We start from the raw sequence: 23,272 nt of genomic DNA, 5'->3' as shown, positions 1-23,272 counted from the left end.
ATGCGCTCTTTGCTTGGAACTCTCTGGGGGGTGTTCTATATATTAAAGGATATGCAAAAGACATTTGAACGCAAATAAGGACACGATCCTTATCCTGCAAGTCTGATAAAGGAACCCATACCCATGCGTTTAGTAGCCAGTGCCATGGCCGTGACGACAGTGAACATAGCCGCCGTGCTGGTCTGTACTGCCATCTTTTCCCTCCCTCTTACTGTGACTGCCACTTTAATCATTATGATGCTGATTGCGTCTGTGCTGATCACCGTATGGTTAGATAAAAAACAAGAAAAGGGGGCCTATTTACAAAGCTTTGTCAGCGCACTACATCACCAGGACACCATAGACCTCACCTTTCGCTTTGACGAACAAGACAAAACTCTGCCCAAGGCTTGCCTGGCCATTAATGCCAGTATGGCCATGATGGAACACATTATTGGCGAAGTCTATGCGTCTTCTTCCCGTCTGACCCCGATGGCCGATAGCCTGCGCGATACCTATGCCTCAATGACACAAAAAGCCACCATCCAGCATGCGCACGGCGCGGATCTCGCCACGGCCATCAACCATATGCTGACGGTATCTAGAGAACTGGATGACAGCCTGGAGAAAATTTACAGCTCTGTCGAAAACGCCACGCAGGCGGTCAAGAAAACCCGTATTGATACTGACCGGAGCCAACAAAGCCTGATGACGCTGGCAACAAATATTCAGGCCACCAGTGAACAAATAGCGGCACTGAAAGCTGACAGCGACGCCATTAGTTCCGTTATTGATGTGATCAATGCCATCGCTGATCAAACTAACTTACTGGCCCTGAATGCCGCTATTGAGGCGGCCCGAGCAGGTGAGCAAGGCCGAGGCTTTGCAGTGGTCGCGGACGAAGTACGCAGCCTGGCCGCACGCACCAGTCAGTCAACGCAGGAAGTGCGGACCATGGTCAATAAAATTCAGGCAGGCACAGACAGTGCCCATGCGCTGATGCTCACCGCACTGGAAGAAACCGATAAAACGGTCAGTTTATCAGAAGCCTCCACCAAAGAGGTCGACCAGATAGAAGGCGCCATGATTGAAATTAATGCGATGTCGCACAGTATTCACGATCAGGTAAGCCGGCAAAAGGCAGTCTCAGACGAAGCACAGTCAAGCATCGAGTCTATGGTTGAACTCAATTCAGATGCGCTATCCGCCTCTAAGATCCAGGCCGTATCAAGCAGCGATCTGATTAACCTGGCCGCAAGCATTCATGAAAAGCTGTCAATTTTTACAGCCCAGCGACCCGAGTTGGACATGTCCCACCGCACCGATACCAGTCGCTATAACTATGACGCAGAGAAGACCGTGGTGTCGAAGCCTGACCACACTAAACAGCCTGACCAGCACAGTGAATTAGGTGACATCGAGTTGTTCTGAATAACTGCACACCTTGAGTTCATCACACAAGATCAGAAACAAGTCCTGATACAGTGCAGTTTGTTGGTGCTTCAGCGCAGCTTCAAATTGCGAGGCGACATCGGCGATATGTACAAACTCAAACATGCTCGCTGCACCATTCAATTTGTGGCAATGATGCTGCAGGGCTTGCCAGTCCTGCTCCTGCCACAGATCAATCAGCTTATAGCGCTCTTGTTCCAACGTTTGTGCAAAGCTCTGTTTGAGATCACTCATATCGATCGACAGATCCAGTGGCTGTGATGCATTGATACGCTGCAAAGACTGGGCAAGTGTCTGATACAATAAATCGCTGTTAATTGGCTTGCTGAGGTGACCACTGAAGCCCTGTGCCAGATAACCTTTAATCTCATGCTCCATCACATTGGCCGTCAGTGCATACACTTCTCCTTCAAAACCGGCCTGACGTATCAGTTTCAGTGCCTCCAGACCATCCATTTCAGGCATCTGAATATCCATCAATACGACGTCCGGATAGGTGCTGAGACAGCGCTCTACCGCTTCTCGCCCATTACCTACAGTATCAACCTCAAGCCCCATCTTTTCTAGCAAGCGGGAGATCAGGGCACGATTATCATCATGATCCTCAGCCAGCAACACAGTGCCTGATAAATTCACATCTGACGCCAGAGGCTGCAGGTGCGATACTTTTTCAACGTTATCAGGCTGGCTGGCGTGGCTCAACCGGGCACAGGGCACACTCAATTTAAACTGACTTCCCCTGTCAACCTCACTATAAACAGAGATCTCTCCCCCCATCATTTTAGCCAAATGCTGCGACAGGCTAAGCCCTAATCCGGAACCGCCAAACCGACGCGTTATACTATTGTCTCCCTGCTGGAAACACTCGAAAATCCGGGCAACTTGAGGCTCCGACATGCCAATACCGCTGTCTCGAACAATAAATAACACACCGTCCTCATGCTGTCTGATGATCAGCTCGACCTGTCCTTCATGCGTAAACTTCACTGCGTTACTGAGCAGGTTGATCAGAATTTGCTTCAGGCGCACATAATCGAGCCGCACTAAATAGGGAGTGGGTAAGTCATTCTCGACCAGTAACGCAAGCGATTTCTCCATACAAGGACGTTGAAACATATCACTGACATCGGCAAGTAAACTCTCAATGGTAAATTCGGTGTACTCCAGCTCCAGCCTCTGCGCTTCAATCTTGCTCAGGTCAAGTACATCACTAATCAGGTCTTTCAAGTGATTCCCTTGCCTTGTCACCACCCCTAACGATGAGAGTAAATGAGGATCATGAGCATAGTCCTGCTGCAGACTTTCCGCATGGCCTAATATAGCGGTCAAGGGGGTACGAATTTCATGGCTGATATTAGCCAGAAACTGGCTCTTTATCTGATTTGCATTACGTAACTCATCGGCAGTCTGCTGCAACTGCGCCGTTCTCTGGGCTACTTTTTTACTGAGTTCAATTTTTGCGCGCCGCTCCGTCGCACGATGATAAAATGCAAAGACAGAAATCAGCGCCAGGCACAAGATTAAGCCACTCATCCATAACAGTTGATTTTGCTGCTCATCCTGGAGTTTTTGCAACTCCTGCGCCTGCTTCATTTTTGCCAGCTCCTGACTTAGCTGACTTTCTTCAAATTTACTTTGATATTTATTCAGGCGAGTGATCAAACCTTCGTTCAGTAGGGAAAACTGCAGATCCCGATAATAGTCGAGAGCTTCTGCCGCCGCCTGCATATTACCTTTAGCAGCCTGAACCAGGGCCAGTAAATGCAAAAACTCTCGCTCTCTGAGCCGGTCACCTAGTTTACGTGTTAAGGTTAGACCCTGATCGATACTGGCCTCTGCGGCATCTATTTCTCCACGCATCAATTGCAGCCTGGCTGTCGGGTGCAAGGCATGCATTACGCCAGCCTGATTATCGGCTTTCTCCGCATAATACATAGCAAAATTGACTTCCTGCTCAGCAGATGTGTAATCCCTGGTCAATAAACTTAACTTAGCCATATTGACGTACTCAAACGCCAGATGCCGTGTATTGTTGATACTATGATAGTAATCAACCGCCGCTTTAACAGCGGTACGCGCCAGCTCTGGCCGGTTTGATTCTGTATAAATGACCCCAAGGTTTCCTTGCGACAGTGCTACGCCATACTCATCACCCAGCCGCTCGAACAGCGTTATGGCGCGTTTGAGTAACTCCTCAGCTTTGTTGTAACGAAATTGGCGAATGTACACGCCGGCAAGATTCAACAACATATCAGCTCTGTCTTGCTCATTGCCATGTTGTTCGTACAACATATAAGCTGCCAGGTAGTGTTCCAGCGAGGCTTCCAGGTCATGGATCTGGATAAAAGACATGCCCAGATTATTGTGGATGTCGGCCCGCTCAATGGGTTTACCCCTTTGCTCAGCAACCACTAAGGCCTGTTGGTAGTCGATGACCGACGCCGAATAGTCCCCCTGATAAAAAGCACTAATCCCCTGCATTTTAAATGCATGGTATAAACTGTCTGACAGCCCGGTTTCACGGCTCAAGCCCTCAAGCTGTTCAAAGTAACGTATGGCCATCTCATAGCGCGTGCTCTCTAGCGCGATCTTACCGATAGTTTTGAGTGTACTTGCCCTTTGCTCTGGCGTTAATTCTGAAAGCTGCAGTAAACGCTCCGCACCCAGCATCTGTTCTTGCCAGTCTGTCATGTCTGACAACGCATTAATTTGCTGCGTGATAGCAGGCGCAGAAACAGAGGCGTCGGCATTAACTCTGAGTGACCATACTCCGGTCAATAACACAGCCGCTATAGCCCAAGCCCAGTTAAACCCCTTTATCATCCCTGTCTGCCCCGTATTACTTGCAATAGACGTGTCAAAAAATAAGAATTGAACAAAGAAGATACACCATGTTTACAGGCGGAACAATGTTGAACCCCCTCCTTGATGCCACTTTTAGGATAATCACCCGTGAGCGCGCAACGCAATTACATCGACTGGCTAGCGCCTTGGACAAAGAAATGGGGTTCCCACGGTTGGACGATGACCCTGACAAAGCGCTTTTTAAGCGTAACTTTTTGCTGATGAATGCACTCTATCAACTACAGCAAGAGTTTGCTGAGCGAGGATATTATTTGCAGGTTGAGGCCATGGACATCCGCCTGTTTGAGCAGCAAGCACGCGCCACATTGCAAAACCAAGATCCTCTCAGGAACTATTATTTAGATTGGCGCAACTATGACGCCAGTAAAGACGAGGTCACCGCGCTGCTGACTCAATTCTGGCAACGCTACATGAAGATGCCTGAGACGGGGGCCGAGCAGCCCGTTGAGCTCATCAAGAAGTGGCAACTGCCATGCCCGTATTCCAAGCGCCAGCTTAGCAAACGCTGGCGCACACTGGCATTTGCAGCTCACCCAGATCAACAAGGGGAACAAACCTTGTTCCAACAACTTCAAGAGGAGTATGAGCTACTAAAATGCTATGCAGAAGCAGATGAATAATATCAACCCCGATGATTAATATGAATGCGGATGGATATAGCTACAGACTCATCCGCTTGGCTTTAAATTTACGCCCCTTAAGCTTGCTCTCCTGTAACTTTCTGAGCGCGGGTTTGACTCCTTCTCTGGCCACAGCAACAAACGCCTGATGATCCAGTAAATCGATGTTACCAATCAGACTGGCACCGATCCCCTGCTCTGAGGTCAGACAACCGACAATGTCGCCAGCGCGAAGCTTGTCTTTTTTCCCCCCATCCACTTGTAAAGTAACCATCGGGGGCTTGAAGACGGGCTTGTCGAGCAGACTCAAAGGTGGCGGCGCTGCTGGCTCAAACGCCTGTTCATAGATCTCACTCAGTTTAGCGACTTTAAATGCTTCATTTTCACCGTACAAAGAGCAGGCAAGCCCTTTTTTACCACCCCGCCCGGTGCGACCGACCCTGTGTACATGAGTTTGCGGATCCAGTGCCATGTGGTAATTAACCACCATATCGACATCATCAATGTCCAGGCCCCGTGCTGCAACATCCGTAGCAACCAGCACTGATGCACTTTTATTGGCAAAGCGGATCAATGCGCGAACCCGCTCAGCCTGATCCAGGTCGCCATGCAAGGTGACCACATTCACGCCACTACTTTTGAGCTCACTATATAACTTCTTCGTTTCGACTTTGGTGTTACAAAATGCAATGCAGCTAACTGGCTTGTAATGCTGCAACAACAGGCGCAGTGTGTTGAATCTCAGTTTGTTATTTTTAAGCGCAAAAAATTGCTGTTTAATTTGCCGATTGAGGGTTTCTTCCTCCCCCTTAACCATCACAGGCTCACGCATAAACTGTTGGGTCAGCGCCTCAATATCTTTCTGATAGGTGGCACTGAACATCAATGTCTGACGCTCTGGAGGCAGATAAATGGCGATGTTTTCCAGCGCTTCAATAAAGCCCATAGCCAGCATTTGATCGGCTTCATCCAAAACCCAGGTCTGCACTTGAGTCAAATCGAGTGTGCCTTTATACAGATGCTCTTCAATCCGTCCGGGGGTACCAACCACAACGTGCGCCCCATGCTCCAGTGAGCTGACCTGCGGGCCTATAGGCTCACCACCACACACTGTCAGCACCTTGATGTTTTGCATGCCACGCGCCAGCTTGCGGATCTCCGTGGCCACCTGGTGTGCCAACTCTCTGGTAGGTGCCATTACCAGGCTCTGGATCACCTGATCTTCAGCCACCAGCTTGTTTAATAAACCAAGACTAAATGCCAGGGTTTTACCCGATCCGGTCTTTGCCTGAGCGATTACGTCCTGCAGGGCAATAATGGCAGGTAATGCCTGCGCCTGAATCGGTGTCATGGTGGTAAAACCGGCTTGCTGTAAGCCACTTTGGAGATGCCGGGCCAACGGCACTTGATTAAACGATTGGGTCACACTATTACCTCGGAGAAACTCAATTTGCCAAGTTTAGCAAATCCCGCATAGCGCCGTCACTTCAGTCAGTAAAAACGCCCGTTCACCCCGAAAAAGTTTAATTTAACACCATTTGTTGCGACAATCTTAAGCGATTTAAATTACCAAGGGTTACTATGGTTCAGATGATACGCTTTATGCCTTTTAGCGGGCTAACCAGCGCCGCCAGACACTGGCTGTTACCACTGTGTGCACTAACCGCCAGTGCGGTTGTTCAGGCACAGGAATTCACGCAAACACAACTCGAAGAAGTCGCCAAAGTACGTACACTGGCGAGCAAGAGTGATTTGAGCTGGCAATTACTGGAGTCGCTGACGACAGAAGTAGGTCCACGCCTGCCAGGCACAGAAAATGATAAGCTGACGGTGGCCTGGGCTGAGAAACAGTTTAAACGTCTGGGTTTTGACAAGGTCTGGCTGGAAGCCGCGACTTTTCCTGAATGGCGCCGCTATCACGAGTCGGCGAAACTGCTTACACCGAGTGAACAGCCTCTGCACATCACTGCACTGGGCAATAGCGTCAGCACCCCTCAACAGGGCCTGAGTGGTGAAGTCGTGTTGTTTGAAACCTTTGATGAACTAAAAGCTGCACCAGCGGGTAGCCTGAAAGGCAAAATTGCTTTCATCAACTATAAAATGAATCGAGATATCGATGGCAACGGCTACGGTCCGGCAGTCCAGGCTCGCAATAAAGGGGCCGTTGAAGCGGCAAAGAAGGGGGCCATCGCTTATATGATGCGCTCTGTCAGTACTGCTCATCATCGTTTTGCGCACACCGGTGGCAGCCACTATGACCAGCAGGTCACTAAAATCCCGGCAACCGCCATTGCAAACCCAGACGCCGATCAAATTGCGCGTCTGTTCAAGCATGGTCACACTCCCAGAGTCGAAATCAATATTCAGACCGAAGATCTCGGCGAAGGTACCAGTTTTAATGTGATTGGTGAAATCACCGGTTCAGAGTTTCCTGACCAATACGTTTTACTTGGCAGCCACCATGACTCCTGGGACCTTGGAACAGGTGCTCTGGACGATGGTGCAGGCATGGCGCTGACCATGGCCGCGGCCAAACACATCGCCGCAGTGACTCGACCCAAACGCAGCATCCGGGTCGTCCTGTTTGCCGCCGAAGAATTGGGATTATGGGGTGCCAAAGCGTACTTCAAACGTCATGAAGACAAACTGGCGCAAATTGTTGCCGCCGCTGAATCTGACTTTGGTGCGGATGTGGTGTATGCATTCGAGTCCAAAGTGAATGCCGCTTCTCTGCCGCTGGTTCGCGCCATTGCTGAGCAGTTAAAACCTTTGGGTATTACCTACATTGGTGCCAATCGTGCGCGAGGAGGTCCGGATCTGATCCCGTTAAATAGCCTGACATCTGCACCGATTTTCGATCTGCACCAGGATGGTACCGATTATTTTGACTACCATCACACCGCAGACGACACGCTGGATAAAGTCGATCCCGCCAAGTTGAAGCAAAATACCGCGGCCTATGCCGTCTTCGCGCTGATGGCAGCCAATGGAAAAACGCGTATGCAGGGTAAATAAAGCTCGCTTTTATCGTTAAGTGAGTGCATACAAACTTCAGGCGTCAAGCACCAGGGCTCGACGCCATATTCAAACAAGGAGCGAACAATGGAGAAACTCACCGCAGGCCTGTTTACCTCTCATGATCTGATCAGCCGCTTTCTGATCCGCTTTAAAAATACGTTACTACTTACGTCTATACTGGGTGTTATTGCGTATTTTTGGTTCCAACATGTGCAGCAGACAGCACACTACCAGCACCTTCTGGTAGAACCGAAAACGGATGACCTGATTTTGATTGATCTGGGTCGTTTTGAGACTCAACGAGTCTATCAGGCCCAGTATCGGATCACTCAGGTCATAGCAACCACCGAAGACACTGTCATGGTTAAACAAGGGCGTTACACCTATGGGCGAAAACGGGATGTAAAACGGGCGATCCAGCTGGATAACCTGATGCTGGACAACTATTTTGACCCAGAGCCAATTGAGTGGCCCAGAGGTGCATTGGCCAACTACTTTGAGCAAGGCGCAATCTACGCCATACACAGACCCAATGATATTTATGTTATGGGCGGCATAGTCAAGCCTCGCGTTATTCCCCGCCTGCATACACCCATAGCTAAACATCGGCTTTCACCTGATAACCAACGCGGCATTGCGCATTATCAATTAGGTGAACTGTCTGAAGCGCGTGAAGCCTTTACCAAGGCAGCAGAGCTGGGCGACCATTGGGGACAATATAATCTGGCCACCATGCTCCTTGCCTCGGAAGGAGGAGATGCAGATTCAGAGCTGGCAATCCAACTGCTCAATCAGGCAGCTGCGCAGGGCAATCAAAAAGCAAAAGCACTGCTCAGTGAGTTATGTTCAAACACGCTATCGTGTGGCTAGCGGGCGATACTCGCCTGCTCTGAGCGATTGTGCTGTTGCCGAGCGTAGTCGTGAATAAAAGCCTCAAACTGCGCCGTGTCTGATGGCTTAGCGTGCAAGAAGCCCTGTGTATAATCACAGCCCAACTCCTGCAAGAAACTCAGTTGCTCCGGTGTTTCAACCCCTTCGGCAATAACTTTCAAATGCAACTGGCCGGCCATAGAGATAATGGCGCTCACCAATGCCCTGTCTTCTTCGTCATCAGGCAGATCACGAATAAAGGCGCGGTCTATCTTCAACTTAGACAAAGGGAAGCGCTTCAGATAACTCAGTGAAGAGTACCCGGTGCCGAAATCATCAATGGCCAAACCTACGCCCATAGTACGCAAGCTCTCAAGCTGACGCTGAATATGGCCAGAGTTATCGGCCAATACGGTTTCGGTGATCTCCAGCGTTAATGCATCGGCTGCTAAACCGGTTTCTTTAAGTACCTTGCCAACCAGGCTGGCAATGTCTTGACGCTTAAACTGTGTACTTGAGACATTCACCGACACAAACAAAGGCTGACCGGTTTGCGTGATCCAAGACTTAGCCTGTGCACAAGCCTGATAAAGCACCCATTCACCAATGGTGATGATCAGCCCTAACTCTTCACAGATGGGCACAAAGTCTGCCGGTGAGACCTGTCCCAGCTGCGGGTTGTGCCATCGTAGCAACGCTTCACACCCGAGTCGCTCTTGCCCGACTATCGGCTGATATGCAAGATACAGCTCACGGTTAGTCAGAGCGCGATGCAGTGCCCCTTCGAGCGCACTGCGTGCTTTGGCATGCTCGTGCATCGCAGAAGTGAAAAACTGAAAGCAGTTACGGCCATGCTCTTTTGCCTTATACATGGCACTGTCGGCATTTCTGAGCAGCACTTTGCGATCTGCGCCATCATCGGGATAGAAGGTAATGCCCATACTGCCTGACACAAATGCTTCATGGCCTTCGAGAAAAAATGGCTCGCTCAGTGCGTGCAACACTTTGGTTGCAAGCTTTTCCATATCGCTGATTTTTGCCATATCGGGTAATAAGAGGGCAAACTCATCACCCCCTAAGCGTGCCACAGTATCTGAATTTCGGGTGCATTCGCGGATCCGGTTAGCCGCTTCAATGAGTAGCTGATCACCAATGTGATGCCCTAACGTGTCATTGACTGCCTTAAAGCGGTCCAGATCGATAAAACACACCGCCAGGCGGGTTTGCTTTTGCTTAGCCTGCGCCAGTGCCAAATCGAACTTAGTATGGTAATGATGACGATTGGCCAGGCCTGTGAGGTTATCAAAGTTGGCCTGCTGCCACATCAGCTGCTCATTGCGCTTGCGAGAGGTAATATCGTTAAACAGGGCCACGTACATATCGATTTCGCCGGTTGCATCGAACACCGCCGACACCTGTAACCAGCTGGGATATACTTCGCCGTTTTTACGCTTGTTCCAGATTTCGCCTTCCCAGTGACCCCGGGCAGTCAACGCATCATATAACTGAGCGAAATAGGCGGCATCATGTCGGCCCGAATTAAATATCGATGGGGTATTCCCCAGCACTTCCTGGGCTGTAAAGCCGGTGATATCTGTAAATGCCTGATTGACCATCTGGATCTGGTTATCACGGTTGGAGACCAGTACACCCTCGCTGGTTGTCGCAAAGACGGTACTGGCAAGTCGTTGTTCCTGCTCCTGGACTAGGCGCTTACTGATATCCTGAATTAAATAAATCGACCCGGTTTCCACGCCGGCACTGTCCAGTACAGCTGTCTTACTGATCTCGACATCCCGACGTTGACCTGCCAGTTTTACTTCACACTCAATGGGCTCAGCCCTAAGCCTATCCAGGCAGCTACATTCTTCCAGAATAAACCCTATCGGGCGCCCCTGTATGTCGCCTAAGTCGCGCATCGCAGCCTGATTTGCCGAGACCACAACATTGCTTGAATTAGTGTAAATAAGATAATCGCCGATGGCGTTAAAAATGGCACTGAAGCGGTTTTTCTGTAACTCTGTGCGGCGTTTAGCACGTCGCAATCGCAGCGTAAACATCACTAACACCAAAATAGAGCCGCCCAAAATGGCAATTACGCTCCCAAGCAAGATCAGCTGCACCGTATTGGCGTCTTTGAGTTCTGCGGTTTGCAGTGCAACTTGTTGTTCCAGATTGGATTGATAATGCCACAAATCTCGCTCTAGAGTGCGTTGTGCACTGATATCCTGGATCACCGATAACAACAGCGGCAAGCCCTCTTCACTCGTAAATGGTGCAGAATACACACTCACCGTTCTGACTTGCTGATTGGCAAGCTGGTGCTGAAATATAAAATAATTGCGTCCTTCGCTCAGCGCAGACATCCGCTCCTGCTCCACCTGCTGAGGTGAAAACTGGTTGATTTGCTGGATCTGCATGTCTTCCAGTTGAGCCTGACTGTAACCATAGAACAAAGCTGCCGCTTCATTCGCCTGAACGATGTCTCCGGATTTAGGTTCAATGAGTAACATCACTGCACTATGTTGCTCAAACGCACTCATAGGCAAAACTTGTTGCGCCGCAGCGCCGTTCACTGCAGGACAAAATAAGGCCAGAATGGCAATACATGAGCTGGCTATTGTGGTTGTTATTTTCAAGCCGCCTCCAAACAAATACTGCGCAATGCAACCGACTATAACTGAAAGCAAAAAGCAAAGATACATAGAGGATCCAGACTATTGCGCCGAATCAATTATTTCCACCGATAGCATAATAATAGTTAATAAAAGTGTGAAACACACTCAGGTGGCACTTTATTCATCTACCGCGTGCAGCGACAGTAAACCAAACAGGCTAACCAAACGTAAATGTCTGTTCTACATCTGGCGACTTGTTATACTAGCGCCATTGAATCAGTGCAGCCCTAGATAGTGATGAAATATAAAGATTTAAGAGAATTTATAGCTCTGCTTGAAAAGCAGGGTGAGCTGGTGCGGGTGAGCCAGCCCATTTCCACCAAGCTGGAGATGACCGAAATAGCAGACCGCACATTGCGCGCCGGCGGGCCCGCTATCTTGTTTGAAAATCCCATAGGCTTTGACATGCCTGTACTCGCTAATCTTTTTGGCACACCAAAACGGGTTGCCATGGGAATGGGTCAGGATGACGTGGAAGCGTTACGCGAAGTCGGAAAACTATTGGCGTTTCTGAAAGAGCCTGAACCACCTAAAGGGATCAAAGAAGCACTCGGTCAAATCCCAGTGTTTAAACAAGTGCTCAATATGCCCACAAAAGAGCTCAAAAAAGCCCCCTGCCAACAGGTCGTGTTGAGTGGTGATGAGGTCGACCTGACTAAGTTACCAATCCAGCACTGCTGGCCGGGTGATGCAGCCCCCTTGATCACCTGGGGCTTAACAGTAACCCGCGGGCCCCACAAGAAACGCCAGAATCTGGGTATTTATCGTCAGCAGCTGCTCGGTAAAAACAAGATCATCATGCGCTGGCTGTCCCACCGCGGTGGAGCCCTGGATTTTCAGGAATGGTGTCAGCAAAATCCCGGTGAACCTTATCCGGTCTCAGTCGCCTTAGGTGCAGACCCAGCAACGATCTTGGGTGCTGTCACACCAGTACCGGATACACTGAGCGAGTATGCCTTTGCAGGCCTGCTACGTGGCAGCAAGACCGAAGTTGTTAAATCAGTTTCTAATGATCTGCAGGTACCCGCCACAGCGGAAATCATTCTGGAGGGGTATATTCAACCAGGTGAAACCGCGCCGGAAGGCCCCTATGGCGATCATACGGGTTATTATAATGAGGTCGATGACTTCCCGGTGATGACGGTCACCCACATCACGCATCGTGAAAACCCGATTTACCACAGCACCTATACCGGCAGACCACCCGATGAACCAGCCATTCTGGGCGTTGCACTCAATGAAGTCTTTGTGCCTATTTTACAAAAGCAGTTCCCGGAAATTGTCGATTTTTACCTGCCACCAGAGGGATGCTCATACCGGATGGCCGTGGTTACCATGAAGAAGCAGTACCCAGGCCATGCCAAGCGTGTGATGCTGGGTGTGTGGTCGTTCCTGCGCCAGTTTATGTACACCAAGTTTGTCATAGTGTGCGACGACGACGTCAATGCCAGAGACTGGAATGACGTGATCTGGGCTATTACGACCCGTATGGATCCGGCCCGGGATACCACTATGATAGAAAACACGCCTATCGACTATCTCGATTTTGCATCACCTGTGTCTGGACTGGGTTCCAAAATGGGCATGGATGCAACGAACAAATGGCCGGGTGAAACCGATCGGGAATGGGGTGAGCCCATCGTCATGGATGACGCAACGAAACAGCGTGTTGATGAGATTTGGGATAGCCTCAAAATCATTAAATCGTAATGAATAAGACAGACTTTTTTCTGGCTTGCTGATGATAGCGACGCGGGAAACTGTCTGTCTCGGTGTGAAAGCGGTTACAGGGCAATCGCGAGTGTGCTAAAGTGCACACACTTTCACCACCGTGCTTATTTTCTAAGGTAAAAAATGCAAGTACTCAAAGCCACAGTGGCCGAGATTTCGCCACTGACTGAATACGTATCTAAAGTTGTCTTAACACCCGAGCAGGATGCCGAATTTGCCGCTGGCCACTACCTGCAATTAGTACTTGGTGAAAAAGACAAACGTGCGTTCTCAATCGCCAGTAGCCCGTCGAAGAAGAATGCACTGGAGCTGCATATAGGCGCATCTGGCGCAGACTCTTATGCCATGCAGGCGCTGGATCATTTAAAAGCAGCACACAACAACCAGGCACAGGTCGATTTAGAAGTCGGACTAGGCGTTTCGCAAATTCGCCCTGAACAGGCGCGTCCGCTGGTATTACTGGCAGGCGGTACCGGTTTTTCCTATGTTAAATCTATGGCCGACCACCTGGCGGAAATTAACTATGACCAGCCAGTCTTGTTCTACTGGGGTGTAAAAGAAGAATCAGCACTGTATGCCAAGGCTGAGATGGAAGCCTGGGCAAGCAGTCGAGCAAACTTCCAGTTTATTCCTGTGGTTGAACATGCATCAGAGACCTGGGCAGGTCACACCGGCTATGTACACCAGGCGGTGATGAAGGACATTGTCTCTTTGGAGCCATACAGTGTTTATATGGCCGGCCGCTTTGACATGATTGGCATCGTACGTGATGACTTCATCAACCATGGCGCGCAGCGCGAATTTATGTTCGCCGATGCATTTGCATTTATTAAGTAATGCACTGAATGCGCGGTCACCCGATCGCGCATCCATCAAAAAAACCAATCATTGCGATACAAATAATCCATTTTTAAAATAAGTTTTGTTTATCCATACTGGGACTGTCACTTAACAGGAGAACTCACATGGCTAAACAATTTATCTCAGACATCATGTCTACCCAGTTTCCACTGATCACACCCGATACTGAAATCACCGACGCTATTGTGCAGCTCGAAAAATTCGCCCTATTCGGCGCGCCGGTACAGGATCATACAGGCAAATTAGTCGGCTTTATTTCTGAACAACAATTGCTGGCCCCACTACTGCAAAGTAGTTACTTCTGTGATGGCGCCACCGCAGTTGGCCAATTGATGCGTAAAGAGACTTTAGCGGTCAGCAAAACCACCACAGTGGTAGATTTAGCCACGCAGATGCAGCAGAACAAGCCCAAAATCTATCCGGTTATCGATAACGACAAGGTGATAGCTGTGGTGACCCGCAGTCAGGTGCTCAATGCCCTAAAAGAAAACTACTTGAGCTGCTCAGCACACTGAGCAGCTGGTAATTGAGAGGATGTGCGCCAGTTAGGCATATTTTTGTAACAGGGCCTGCTTATCTGCGTCACTTAAAAAGGCAATCTCAACCGCATTGGCCTGTGCCTGTCTGATATCAGCTTCACTGAGGCCAGCCAGTGGCGCGGCCTGTTCAAATTCGTTGTCCAGCTCCACCCCTTGCACCGCCGGGTCATCTGTATTAATTGTCGCCAGAATACCATGATCTAAGAATTGCTTGAGTGGATGAGTTTCAATACTTGCAACAGTACTGGTTTGCAAGTTGCTGGTCAGGCAAGATTCAATACCTATTCGGTTGTCCCGCAGATAATCCATGAGCTTAGGATCTTCAATGGCTTTCACGCCATGGCCAATGCGCGTCGCACCCAGCTCGTTGATCGCCTGCCACATACTGCTTGCACCTTCCGCCTCGCCTGCATGAATGGTCACGCCCAGATACGCATCACGGACTTGTTTAAAATGGTCGTTAAACAGCGTACCCGGAAAACCGATTTCATCACCGGCAAGATCCACAGCGACTAAGTCATTTTTAAACGCCAACAGAGCATCGAGTTCATATTGGCATTTTTCAACACCAAAGGTACGCGACATAATACCAATCAGGTTGACCTTAATATCACGCCCCTGAGTAGCCGAATGAATCCCGTCAACGACCGCTTCCACCACACCTTGTGGATGTAAGTCATGGGTTTTGGCCATATAGTAAGGGCTAAAACGCAGCTCGGTGTAATCCATCTTCTGAGCAATGGCATCTTCGACATTTTCAACTGCAATACGGCGACAGGCATCATAATCACCCAGCACTTTGACGCCCCAGTCCAGTTTTGCCAGAAAAGCCATCAGGTTTGGCGCATTATCGAGTACCTGGACATGTGGCCTCAAGCCTTCCACGTCGTTTGCGGGCAGCGGCATATTGAACTTCTGACCAAGGTCCAAAATGGTTTCAGGACGCACATTACCGTCTAAGTGGCGGTGTAAATCAAGTAAAGGTAGTTTGGTATTGATCATAAGGCACTCGGATTGCAGATAAAATTTTTCAGATCATACGCAGCTTAAGTGTAGATTCAAGGACAAATATCCGCAAAGCCGATTATTTATACCAATCCACATTCAAACATACTCAACCCAACGGATTACTTTATTGAGCTTACGGTTTTCAGGGTTTTTAATAAGAGCAGGTAGATAGCGAGTTGTCGCCAAGGTTGTTCAGTTCAGAAATGACGGCTTTGTTTAGCTGGCGAGTAACAGAGTAAAAAAACCGGTCTGACGACCGGTGTTTCTCTGTATTTGTGATTTACTGAGTGGCCAGTAAGTAGGCCTTATCAAATTGCCCCGTTTTAGCATAGGCCTGCTCGGCTTGTTGCTGCCACAGCCCTTGCCAGGGTGATTTAGCCAGCGTATCGAAAATCTTGGCTGCCAATTCATGCTCTCCCTGTGCATTGGCCAGACACGCCAAGCTGAACAGCAGTTCGGGCTGTTCCGGCTGTTTCTTCAAAGCAGCCTGGATCAGTTTACGCAATTCAGGGTCGGAGCTAGTGGCGTACTGTAACGCCTCAGCCAGATGCTGATACTGGCCTTTTTTAAGGTATTTCAATAAGTCACCACGCACAGCATCAAACTGCCCATGGCGCAACGCTTGTTGGGTCAGCGCTGGCGCTGCCAGAGGCCGCAACGACTTAGGCAGTCCATTAAACGTGGTCTGAGCCGTACTGTCATCGATCGCAAACAAGGCATGCAGACACGCCTTCCAGCGCGCCTCTGACCAGTCCAGCAGTTTGTACTTTTGCTGGATCAATGCCAGTGCTTGTTCACTCTGCCCAGCCTGGATCAAAGCCTCAAGATAGCTTGCCACCACACTGTCGGACACTTTTTTATCGGTCATCTGTGCCTCCAACAGTGTCAGAGCCTGCTCACCCTGATTGGCTGCCAGCCAAAGCTTGGCAACTTGCCCTTGCGATTGGGGAGACATCGCCTGTAGTTCTGCCAATGCCTGCGTCGGCTGCTGCTGTTGCAACGCAACCCGAGCCGCCATCGCGCGCTGCTGATCCTGCCAGTGAGCGGGCAGGTCACCGATCGCCAGGGCTTGCTGCAGTTGCCCGTCATCACCATTAATACATGCCCAGACAGCGGCTTCCAGTGCGTGTTGTTGACGTTTATTTTTGCGTCCTTTCAGCCAACCACGACTACGGGCGAAGGTCCGCCAGAGTGCACCGAGCAAGTTCAGCACCAAAGCACCGAGCAGCACAGCAAAAATCATCATGACAGCGAGTGCAAACAAGGAGGTCTCTATGGTGTGGTTGTTCACCGCAATCAGCAGATAGCCTTTTTCGTCGATCAACAAATGTCCGGCTGCCAGCACACCCAGAAGCACTAAAACAGAGATCAGTGTGCGTGTCATTGTAACCACTCCTTCACTGCCTGAGGGGCTTGTAACTCAAGGGCTGTTGGCGCTGCAAACTCTTTGCGTTGCAGTGCTTTCAGGCCCGCCTGCATTGCCACCACCGCACTGTCTTCAGTCCGGTAGTAACGCGCTAAGGTCGCGCCCGCCCCTTCCAGTGCAGTGAAGTAAATACTCTGCTGTTGCTGCATCAATGCCGTCTGCGCCTGACGCAGATAACTACTCAGCTGAGCACGAATAAGCTGTTGTTCCTCTGCATCCAACAGTGGATCAATAACCGGCTTATCATGGCTACGTACCTTAATGAACTGATCCTGGATTTTTAACCAGGAGCGCCAGACATTGGCCTTCCAGTCACTCACCTGCTCCGTCAGCTCGCTTTGCTCAGATTGCTGCTCCGCAGGTTTAGTCATAACCTGTAATGGTAAGTCATCAGCCTGGGCAACATAACCGTGCAGATCCAGATACAGCGCTTCCAGCTGAGGTTTTGGCTGGGCATGCAACAGCGCCAGATCGGCAGCAATGGCCGTTTGCACTGCTGATGTGTTGCTCTGCTCGCGCATTAAATCGTTCAGACGAGTCAAGGTCGCGGCTGCGGCCAGGTAGTGTTTTTGGATATTGGCCTGAAACTCCGCAGTGCGTATCAAAGCGGTTATCTCTGCTTTTTGGGCACCACCCAGTTGCTGTTTAGCTGCCTGCAGTGTGTTCTGTAAGCGTTGTTCAAGCTCTCGAGTTTGCACGCTAAGTTGCTGTGCAACCTGCTGCTCACGTTCAGTGACCTCGCCACGCAGTGCACTAAGTGCCTGTTTGCTGGCCGCCAATTCAGTAAGTAACTGCTGATTTTCACTACCCAGTTGCGCCAGCGTTTGCTGGTATTGGTGCAGCTGCTGCTGTCCCAGATAATACACTCCCCCCGCGCCGGTACCGGAAGCCAGTGCGACCAATAGAGCCAAAACAGCCGTTTTACTGATTTTTTCGGATGCATTAACGGGTTTAGATGTTTTGCCCGAAGACTGAGGGCCTGAGTGACTTTGTTGTTGTTCTGTCATAGTTCCACCTTGGCGGGGCTGATTGTCCATAATGCAGGCCAGTAACGCATTGTTATCTGCTCCTGCACTGATGGCGATTTGTTTGTCCTCAATCGCGTATTGTTCGCGAAGGTATTCTGCACTGCGTTGACTAACCAGATAAAACCGGCGACTGCTCAGCCAGTTCAGTAATTCACTCTGCTGGGTATTGAAGATGGCGTCAATGGCTGCATTGCTGGTGATTACTATACCGTCAATGCCCAGCCTTTGCCAGTGGTCCAACCAGATATCGGACCCAGTTGCGGCCGGGATCCGTTCATAGACCACGCAATGCGATACCAGCGCACCACGCTGTTTCAGCATCTTGCTGATCAGTGTGCGGCCGCCTCGCCCCTTGACTACTACAACCCGTTTACCCTCAACCTGTTGTAATGCCGCTAAGGCGAGCAATCCCTCCGAGTCATGTTGCTGCGGCACACAAGCCTTACGGTCAAAGCACGCTTCTATGGCTGCGGCGGTCTTATCGCCTACGGCGAAAAACTGGCAGTCGGCAGAGAAGTTAGGCTGATGCTGTGCCAGATAGTGCACCGCATCCTGAGAAATGAAAATCAGTAGATCAGCATCTGTGACGGGGGCCAGTTCAGTCTCACTGACCGGCAGTTTTACCAGCTCCAGCACGGGGGTGCAGTCACAACTGATCCCCTGTGCTTCGAGCTGATCGGCAAGCAGTGTTCCTTTGCCTGCCGGACGTGTGATGGCTAGTTTCACATTAGTTGTCCCGGTAAACCTCAGCCAGAATTTGGTCCGCACCTTGTGCCAGCAAAGACTCAGCAAGGCGGATCCCCAGCTGCTCAGCATCAGCGACCGGACCGCTTTGCTCCCCTCGCAGGATCTGGCTGCCATCTACCGCACCCACCAGACCACGCAAGGTCAATTGTTCACCGTCAATTTCGGCATACGCACCAATAGGGACCTGACATCCCCCTTCCAGGCGACGGTTCATAGCCCGCTCAGCCAATACACGCATGCGCGTTTCACTGTGCTCAAGCGGAGCCAACCAGGCCTGAACCTGCGCATCGTCACTTCGACATTCGATGCCCACGGCACCCTGACCATTCGCGGGTAGCGAATCTTCAACCGTGACAAAACTGGCGATCCGCTCTGCCATTTCCAGTCTGATCAATCCCGCCGCGGCCAGAATAATGGCATCGAACTCACCGGCATCCAGTTTGGCCAGGCGCGTATTCACATTACCGCGTAAGTCTTTGATCACCAGGTCTGGACGTACTGCACGGATCTGACACTGACGGCGTAAACTGGACGTACCCACGACAGAACCTGCCGGTAACTCTGCCAGCGATTGATAGGTATTCGAGACAAACGCATCGCGGGGATCTTCGCGCTCACAAATGGTATGCAGCTCAAGTCCGTCAGGAAACTCCACAGGAACATCTTTCATTGAATGTACCGCGATATCCGCACGTCCTTCCAGCATGGCCTGCTCGAGCTCTTTTACGAACAAGCCCTTACCACCAATTTTAGCCAGTGGCGTATCTAAAATTTTATCGCCTTTGGTCGACATAGGAACCAGTTCAACTTCCAGATCGGCGTGAAACTTTTCCAGTTCGGCTTTCACAAACTCGGCCTGCCACAGGGCCAGTGCACTTTTTCTTGTTGCGATACGCAACACATTCTTTTTTGTCGTCATGCTTTACTCAGTCTGCTCGCTATTGAGCGGTTGCAATAATTCTAAAGGTTTTCTGTGCCAACAACCGGTCATCAGCGGTGATCGCTTCAATCCGCCACTGACCACTTTGGCTTGGCATAATATTTTTACTGGAGTAAGTCCTGTGTCGGTAGGCACTGATGGGCAGCTCAATTTCTGCCATCAACTGATCCTGATGAAACCACAGGTGTCGTATGGTTTGTCCCTGCAACCCACGCACTTCGGTAAAGAAATATAACTTCTCCGAAAAGGCACTTTGCTCAACACTGTCTTTGAGTACGTTGACCGGCTCCCGATCCACAACCTCTGTGGTCAGCACCGCACGGCTCACGTGAGTGGTGTCTACCTGAGCAGCCATAGCCACACTGGCAACCCGGGCATCTTCAGCAAACCGTTTGGTCGTCTCACTGTCACGACCAATGTCAGGATCGTCCACTTGTACATCGGCATTGGCCACAGCATCATCATTCAGAGCAACATAATCTGACTCAACAGCCACCAACATTTCCGCTTTAGGTTCAGATTCAACCACAGCGGCAAGTTCGTCAGTCGGCTGGGCCACCAGCTCGGGGAACGACTCTTCCAGGGCAGACTGAGCGTCTTCAGCAGACACGACAAGCGTCGTATCAGTAACCAGCAACTCTTCTGCAATGACGTCAGACACACCGTTTGCAGACTCCGGGAGCTGATACGCATCTACCACCTCAACGGGTTGTTCGTCTGCACTCACCGAGTTCACTATCCCATAAAACGTGGCAGCTAAGCCAATTGCAGCCACGCTACCAACCGCACCAATACGGCGCCAATGATATTGGTAGGTGACGGGCCTTGCCGGGACCTCGTTTGCTTTGGTTACTGCGGTTTTAATCACAATACGTTGTGTCATGGGTGCTCACTCTGTTGTCACGTTAGCCTGGCCAGTAACCAGGTGCGGATTGCCTCCAGCTCTTCCTGGCAAACCTGATGCTGCATCGGGTAATCCTGCCAGCTAACTTCGTAGCCTTGAGCTTGTAAGGTGTCAAAGGCCTGCCGTCCAGCCACCATAGGAACCACAGGATCTAAGCTGCCATGGGCCATAAACACATTCAGGTCGCTCTGCACCGCTTCCTGTGCCAGTTTATCTGGCGCACACATATAGCACGACAGGGCCATTACGCCACCTAACCGCACTTTTAAACGCGGCGCCAGGTGCAATGCCATCACGCCACCTTGTGAGAATCCAGCCAGAATAATACGCTCTGGTGGTATGCCAGCCTCCAGCTCAGCCTCAATCACTGCCTGAACCAGCTTCGCAGAGTCTCTCACACCCGCTTCGTCGGCTCTTTTATCCAGATCAAAAGATTTGATGTCATACCAGGAGCGCATCACCATGCCATTGTTCACGGTCACCGGCTGCTCTGGCGCATGGGGGAAAATAAACCGCACGCCCAGTTCGGCGGGTAACCGCAACTCAGGTGCGATCGGTAAAAAACCGTCTCCGGAGTCACCGAGACCATGCAACCAAATCACGCTTGCCCTGTGGGTTCCCTGGGCCGGGTATTCTACAAATGGCAGCATCAGTCGTGCTGCCACTCTATGGTCTGGCCCGCCTGACGGGTTGCTGCATCGCTCATAAACTGCCAGAACTCGGCACCACTGCGGTTATCTATCCACTGTGTATCGCGCAGCTCAAAATGATGCCCGTTAAACTTAGTTGCGACCCACACCTGGTGCAGAGGGGCTTGTTTGTTAATCACTATCTTACTGCGGTCCGGAAAAATGATTTCCAGGATCCCGGATGCCGATTCATAATCCAGGTCAACCTCACAGTCGTCAATTTGCTCCTCAATGGTCAACATTAACGCATCTGCTAACTCGTGATACTCATGATCTGTCATAGCTTGATCCTTACTGTGCAAACCCCGAAAGTCCGCTACTTTAGCGCAATTAAATTTACTTTCTAAGCTGCTTTTTTTACCAATTCTGTTACTCTGCGATTATAAAGGCACTGACATCATTAATCTAATGAAAGCGACATACACTCAATTTAGCCTATTTACCCTGATCTTGACCAGCCTCTTGCTGCTAAGTGCATGCGGCCAGAGTGGGCCCCTATATTTACCTGAACAACGCACCCAACCGACCAATGCGCCCGAGCAAACGCCTCAGCCTGCTCAGGATACCGCACCGTCTGAGGACGATGATACGAAACAGGAGTCGTAAATGGATTTCTTTCACTACCAGGATAATCAGCTACATGCAGAGCAGGTCGCCATCAGTGACATCGCCGACAACTACGGCACGCCCTGTTATGTGTATTCTCGAAAGACGCTGGAGCGCCACTACCATGCGTTCACTGACGCGGCAGAGGGTCACCCGCATTTGGTCTGCTATGCAGTCAAAGCAAACAGCAACATCGCAGTACTGAATGTACTGGCTAGGCTGGGTGCCGGGTTTGATATAGTCTCGCAGGGAGAGCTAGCACGGGTGCTCAAAGCTGGCGGCGATCCGGCCAAAATCGTATTTTCTGGCGTAGCAAAAACAGCACAGGAAATCGCTTTTGCGCTCGAAACCGGCATTAAATGCTTTAACGTCGAATCCGAGGCGGAATTACGTCGTATCAGCCAAGTGGCAAGTGAGCTCGATTTACTCGCGCCGATTTCAATTCGGGTCAATCCAGATATAGATGCCAAAACACATCCTTATATTTCGACCGGGCTAAAGGAAAACAAGTTCGGGATTGATATTAAAGAAGCCTTCAATGTCTATCAGCTTGCCTGTGCTTTGCCCGGCATTGATGTTGTGGGCATTGATTTTCACATCGGCTCCCAGCTTACCGAAGTCACGCCGTTTATTGCTGCTCTGGATAAAGTGCTTGCACTGGTAGAGACACTCGCATCGGCAGGCATTACGCTCAGGCATCTGGATATTGGCGGCGGTCTGGGCGTGCCCTATGACAGCGAAAAGCCGCCACACCCCAGTGCCTATGCAGCTGAGGTCAAAGCGCGACTCGCCGAGTATCAGCACCTGGAACTTATCTTTGAGCCAGGCCGTGCGATTGCCGCGAATGCCGGGATACTGGTCACCAAAGTTGAATATCTTAAACCGACCAAAGATAAGCACTTTGCCATTGTTGACGCCGGCATGAATGACATGTTGCGCCCTTCTCTGTATCAGGCGTGGCAACAGATCATTGCGGTAACACCCCGCCAGGATGATACGCCACTGCATACCTATGATGTTGTAGGGCCCGTGTGCGAGACAGGGGATTTTATAGGTAAAGATCGGCCGCTGGCGATTCAGCCTGGCGACTTGTTGGCCCAACGAGGGGCTGGCGCCTATGGCTTTACCATGAGCTCGAATTACAACTCACGCCCGCGCATTGCTGAAATCATGGTCGATGGAGACACCTGTCACCTGATCCGCGCAAGAGAGACGCTGGAATCCTTGTGGCAAGGCGAGCAAGTGCTTCCGTAAAGACGCGCGGCATGGCAAAGTTAGGTTATCACAATCATAAAATAGGTGCGGCGCCGA

19 protein-coding genes are annotated in these 23,272 nt (G+C 50.5%); 9 read left to right on the top strand and 10 right to left on the bottom strand.

All coding sequences use genetic code 11. The annotated features are described in order from the left end of the window. Nucleotides 1-123 precede the first annotated feature (123 nt). Nucleotides 124-1,410: a methyl-accepting chemotaxis protein gene (locus tag ELR70_RS25680; RefSeq protein ID WP_054017404.1), complete on the top strand. Its 1,287-nt coding sequence runs from the start codon at nucleotides 124-126 to the stop codon at nucleotides 1,408-1,410. Here ELR70_RS25680 and ELR70_RS05510 read toward each other — a convergent pair. Next, nucleotides 1,387-4,254 carry an ATP-binding protein gene (locus ELR70_RS05510; protein ID WP_054017403.1) on the bottom strand — a complete coding sequence of 956 codons (2,868 nt, stop codon included), beginning with the start codon at nucleotides 4,252-4,254 and terminating at the stop codon, nucleotides 1,387-1,389. The two genes, ELR70_RS25680 and ELR70_RS05510, sit on opposite strands and share 24 nt — an antisense overlap. Nucleotides 4,255-4,340: 86 nt before the next feature. On the opposite strand from ELR70_RS05510, the gene ELR70_RS05505 reads away from it, so the two are divergent. Further along, on the top strand, nucleotides 4,341-4,916 hold the full coding sequence (locus ELR70_RS05505) for a DNA-J related domain-containing protein (RefSeq protein WP_082353362.1): 576 nt from the start codon (nucleotides 4,341-4,343) through the stop codon (nucleotides 4,914-4,916). 40 nt (nucleotides 4,917-4,956) lie between these two features. On the opposite strand, the gene dbpA is transcribed toward ELR70_RS05505, so the two are convergent. Further along, the gene (gene dbpA / locus ELR70_RS05500; protein ID WP_054017401.1) at nucleotides 4,957-6,342 is read right to left on the bottom strand and encodes an ATP-dependent RNA helicase DbpA; all 1,386 of its coding nucleotides are present in this window, start codon (nucleotides 6,340-6,342) and stop codon (nucleotides 4,957-4,959) included. Between the two features lie 176 nt (nucleotides 6,343-6,518). On the opposite strand from dbpA, the gene ELR70_RS05495 reads away from it, so the two are divergent. Both ELR70_RS05495 and ELR70_RS05490 read left to right on the top strand, forming a co-directional pair. Beyond that, a complete protein-coding gene (locus ELR70_RS05495) occupies nucleotides 6,519-7,931 on the top strand; it encodes a M28 family peptidase (RefSeq protein ID WP_235577147.1) in 1,413 nt (470 codons plus the stop codon). 87 nt (nucleotides 7,932-8,018) lie between these two features. After that, entirely contained in the window at nucleotides 8,019-8,804 is a 786-nt protein-coding gene (locus ELR70_RS05490) for a sel1 repeat family protein (protein WP_054017400.1), read from the top strand. Here the strand turns inward: ELR70_RS05490 and ELR70_RS05485 are convergent. Next, nucleotides 8,801-11,443, bottom strand: coding sequence for an EAL domain-containing protein (locus ELR70_RS05485; protein ID WP_082353360.1), 2,643 nt, complete (start codon nucleotides 11,441-11,443; stop codon nucleotides 8,801-8,803). The genes ELR70_RS05490 and ELR70_RS05485 overlap by 4 nt on opposite strands. Before the next feature lie 276 nt (nucleotides 11,444-11,719). Here ELR70_RS05485 and ubiD point away from each other — a divergent pair, with 276 nt between their 5' ends. The 3 genes from ubiD to ELR70_RS05470 all read left to right on the top strand — a co-directional run bounded on the left by ubiD (nucleotide 11,720) and on the right by ELR70_RS05470 (nucleotide 14,589). Next, on the top strand, nucleotides 11,720-13,192 hold the full coding sequence (ubiD, locus tag ELR70_RS05480) for a 4-hydroxy-3-polyprenylbenzoate decarboxylase (RefSeq protein ID WP_054017399.1): 1,473 nt from the start codon (nucleotides 11,720-11,722) through the stop codon (nucleotides 13,190-13,192). Between the two features lie 144 nt (nucleotides 13,193-13,336). After that, nucleotides 13,337-14,050: an NAD(P)H-flavin reductase gene (gene fre, locus ELR70_RS05475; protein ID WP_054017398.1), complete on the top strand. Its 714-nt coding sequence runs from the start codon at nucleotides 13,337-13,339 to the stop codon at nucleotides 14,048-14,050. Nucleotides 14,051-14,178: 128 nt separating this feature from the next. Beyond that, entirely contained in the window at nucleotides 14,179-14,589 is a 411-nt protein-coding gene (locus tag ELR70_RS05470; RefSeq protein WP_054017397.1) for a CBS domain-containing protein, read from the top strand. 30 nt (nucleotides 14,590-14,619) lie between these two features. On the opposite strand, the gene add is transcribed toward ELR70_RS05470, so the two are convergent. From add to cyaY, 7 genes are all read right to left on the bottom strand, one after another. Next, nucleotides 14,620-15,615 (bottom strand): adenosine deaminase, encoded by a 996-nt coding sequence (add, locus tag ELR70_RS05465; RefSeq protein ID WP_054017396.1) that lies wholly within the window; start codon nucleotides 15,613-15,615, stop codon nucleotides 14,620-14,622. 286 nt (nucleotides 15,616-15,901) lie between these two features. Then, complete coding sequence (locus ELR70_RS05460) at nucleotides 15,902-17,005, bottom strand: heme biosynthesis HemY N-terminal domain-containing protein (protein WP_054017395.1); 1,104 nt, start codon at nucleotides 17,003-17,005, stop codon at nucleotides 15,902-15,904. Next, nucleotides 17,002-18,801, bottom strand: coding sequence for a uroporphyrinogen-III C-methyltransferase (locus tag ELR70_RS05455; RefSeq protein WP_054017394.1), 1,800 nt, complete (start codon nucleotides 18,799-18,801; stop codon nucleotides 17,002-17,004). Before ELR70_RS05455 ends, ELR70_RS05460 begins: the two co-directional genes overlap by 4 nt. 1 nt (nucleotide 18,802) lies before the next feature. Continuing rightward, the gene (gene hemC, locus ELR70_RS05450; RefSeq protein WP_054017393.1) at nucleotides 18,803-19,741 is read right to left on the bottom strand and encodes a hydroxymethylbilane synthase; all 939 of its coding nucleotides are present in this window, start codon (nucleotides 19,739-19,741) and stop codon (nucleotides 18,803-18,805) included. 19 nt (nucleotides 19,742-19,760) lie between these two features. Next, nucleotides 19,761-20,645, bottom strand: coding sequence for a DUF2914 domain-containing protein (locus ELR70_RS05445; RefSeq protein ID WP_054017392.1), 885 nt, complete (start codon nucleotides 20,643-20,645; stop codon nucleotides 19,761-19,763). 17 nt (nucleotides 20,646-20,662) lie between these two features. Continuing rightward, the gene (locus ELR70_RS05440) at nucleotides 20,663-21,316 is read right to left on the bottom strand and encodes an alpha/beta fold hydrolase (protein ID WP_054017391.1); all 654 of its coding nucleotides are present in this window, start codon (nucleotides 21,314-21,316) and stop codon (nucleotides 20,663-20,665) included. Continuing rightward, nucleotides 21,316-21,636: an iron donor protein CyaY gene (gene cyaY, locus ELR70_RS05435; RefSeq protein ID WP_010387071.1), complete on the bottom strand. Its 321-nt coding sequence runs from the start codon at nucleotides 21,634-21,636 to the stop codon at nucleotides 21,316-21,318. The genes ELR70_RS05440 and cyaY overlap by 1 nt, the downstream gene beginning before the upstream one ends. A 127-nt stretch (nucleotides 21,637-21,763) precedes the next feature. Here cyaY and ELR70_RS05430 point away from each other — a divergent pair, with 127 nt between their 5' ends. Together ELR70_RS05430 and lysA are read left to right on the top strand one after the other, a co-directional pair. Further along, nucleotides 21,764-21,961, top strand: coding sequence for a lipoprotein (locus ELR70_RS05430; RefSeq protein ID WP_054017390.1), 198 nt, complete (start codon nucleotides 21,764-21,766; stop codon nucleotides 21,959-21,961). Next, nucleotides 21,962-23,215 carry a diaminopimelate decarboxylase gene (gene lysA, locus ELR70_RS05425; RefSeq protein WP_054017389.1) on the top strand — a complete coding sequence of 418 codons (1,254 nt, stop codon included), beginning with the start codon at nucleotides 21,962-21,964 and terminating at the stop codon, nucleotides 23,213-23,215. Nucleotides 23,216-23,272 lie beyond the last annotated feature (57 nt).

Origin of the sequence: Pseudoalteromonas sp. R3 (genome assembly GCF_004014715.1) — a bacterium.
In the GTDB taxonomy this organism is placed as follows: domain Bacteria; phylum Pseudomonadota; class Gammaproteobacteria; order Enterobacterales; family Alteromonadaceae; genus Pseudoalteromonas.
This window is presented reverse-complemented; position numbering and strand designations above follow the sequence as displayed.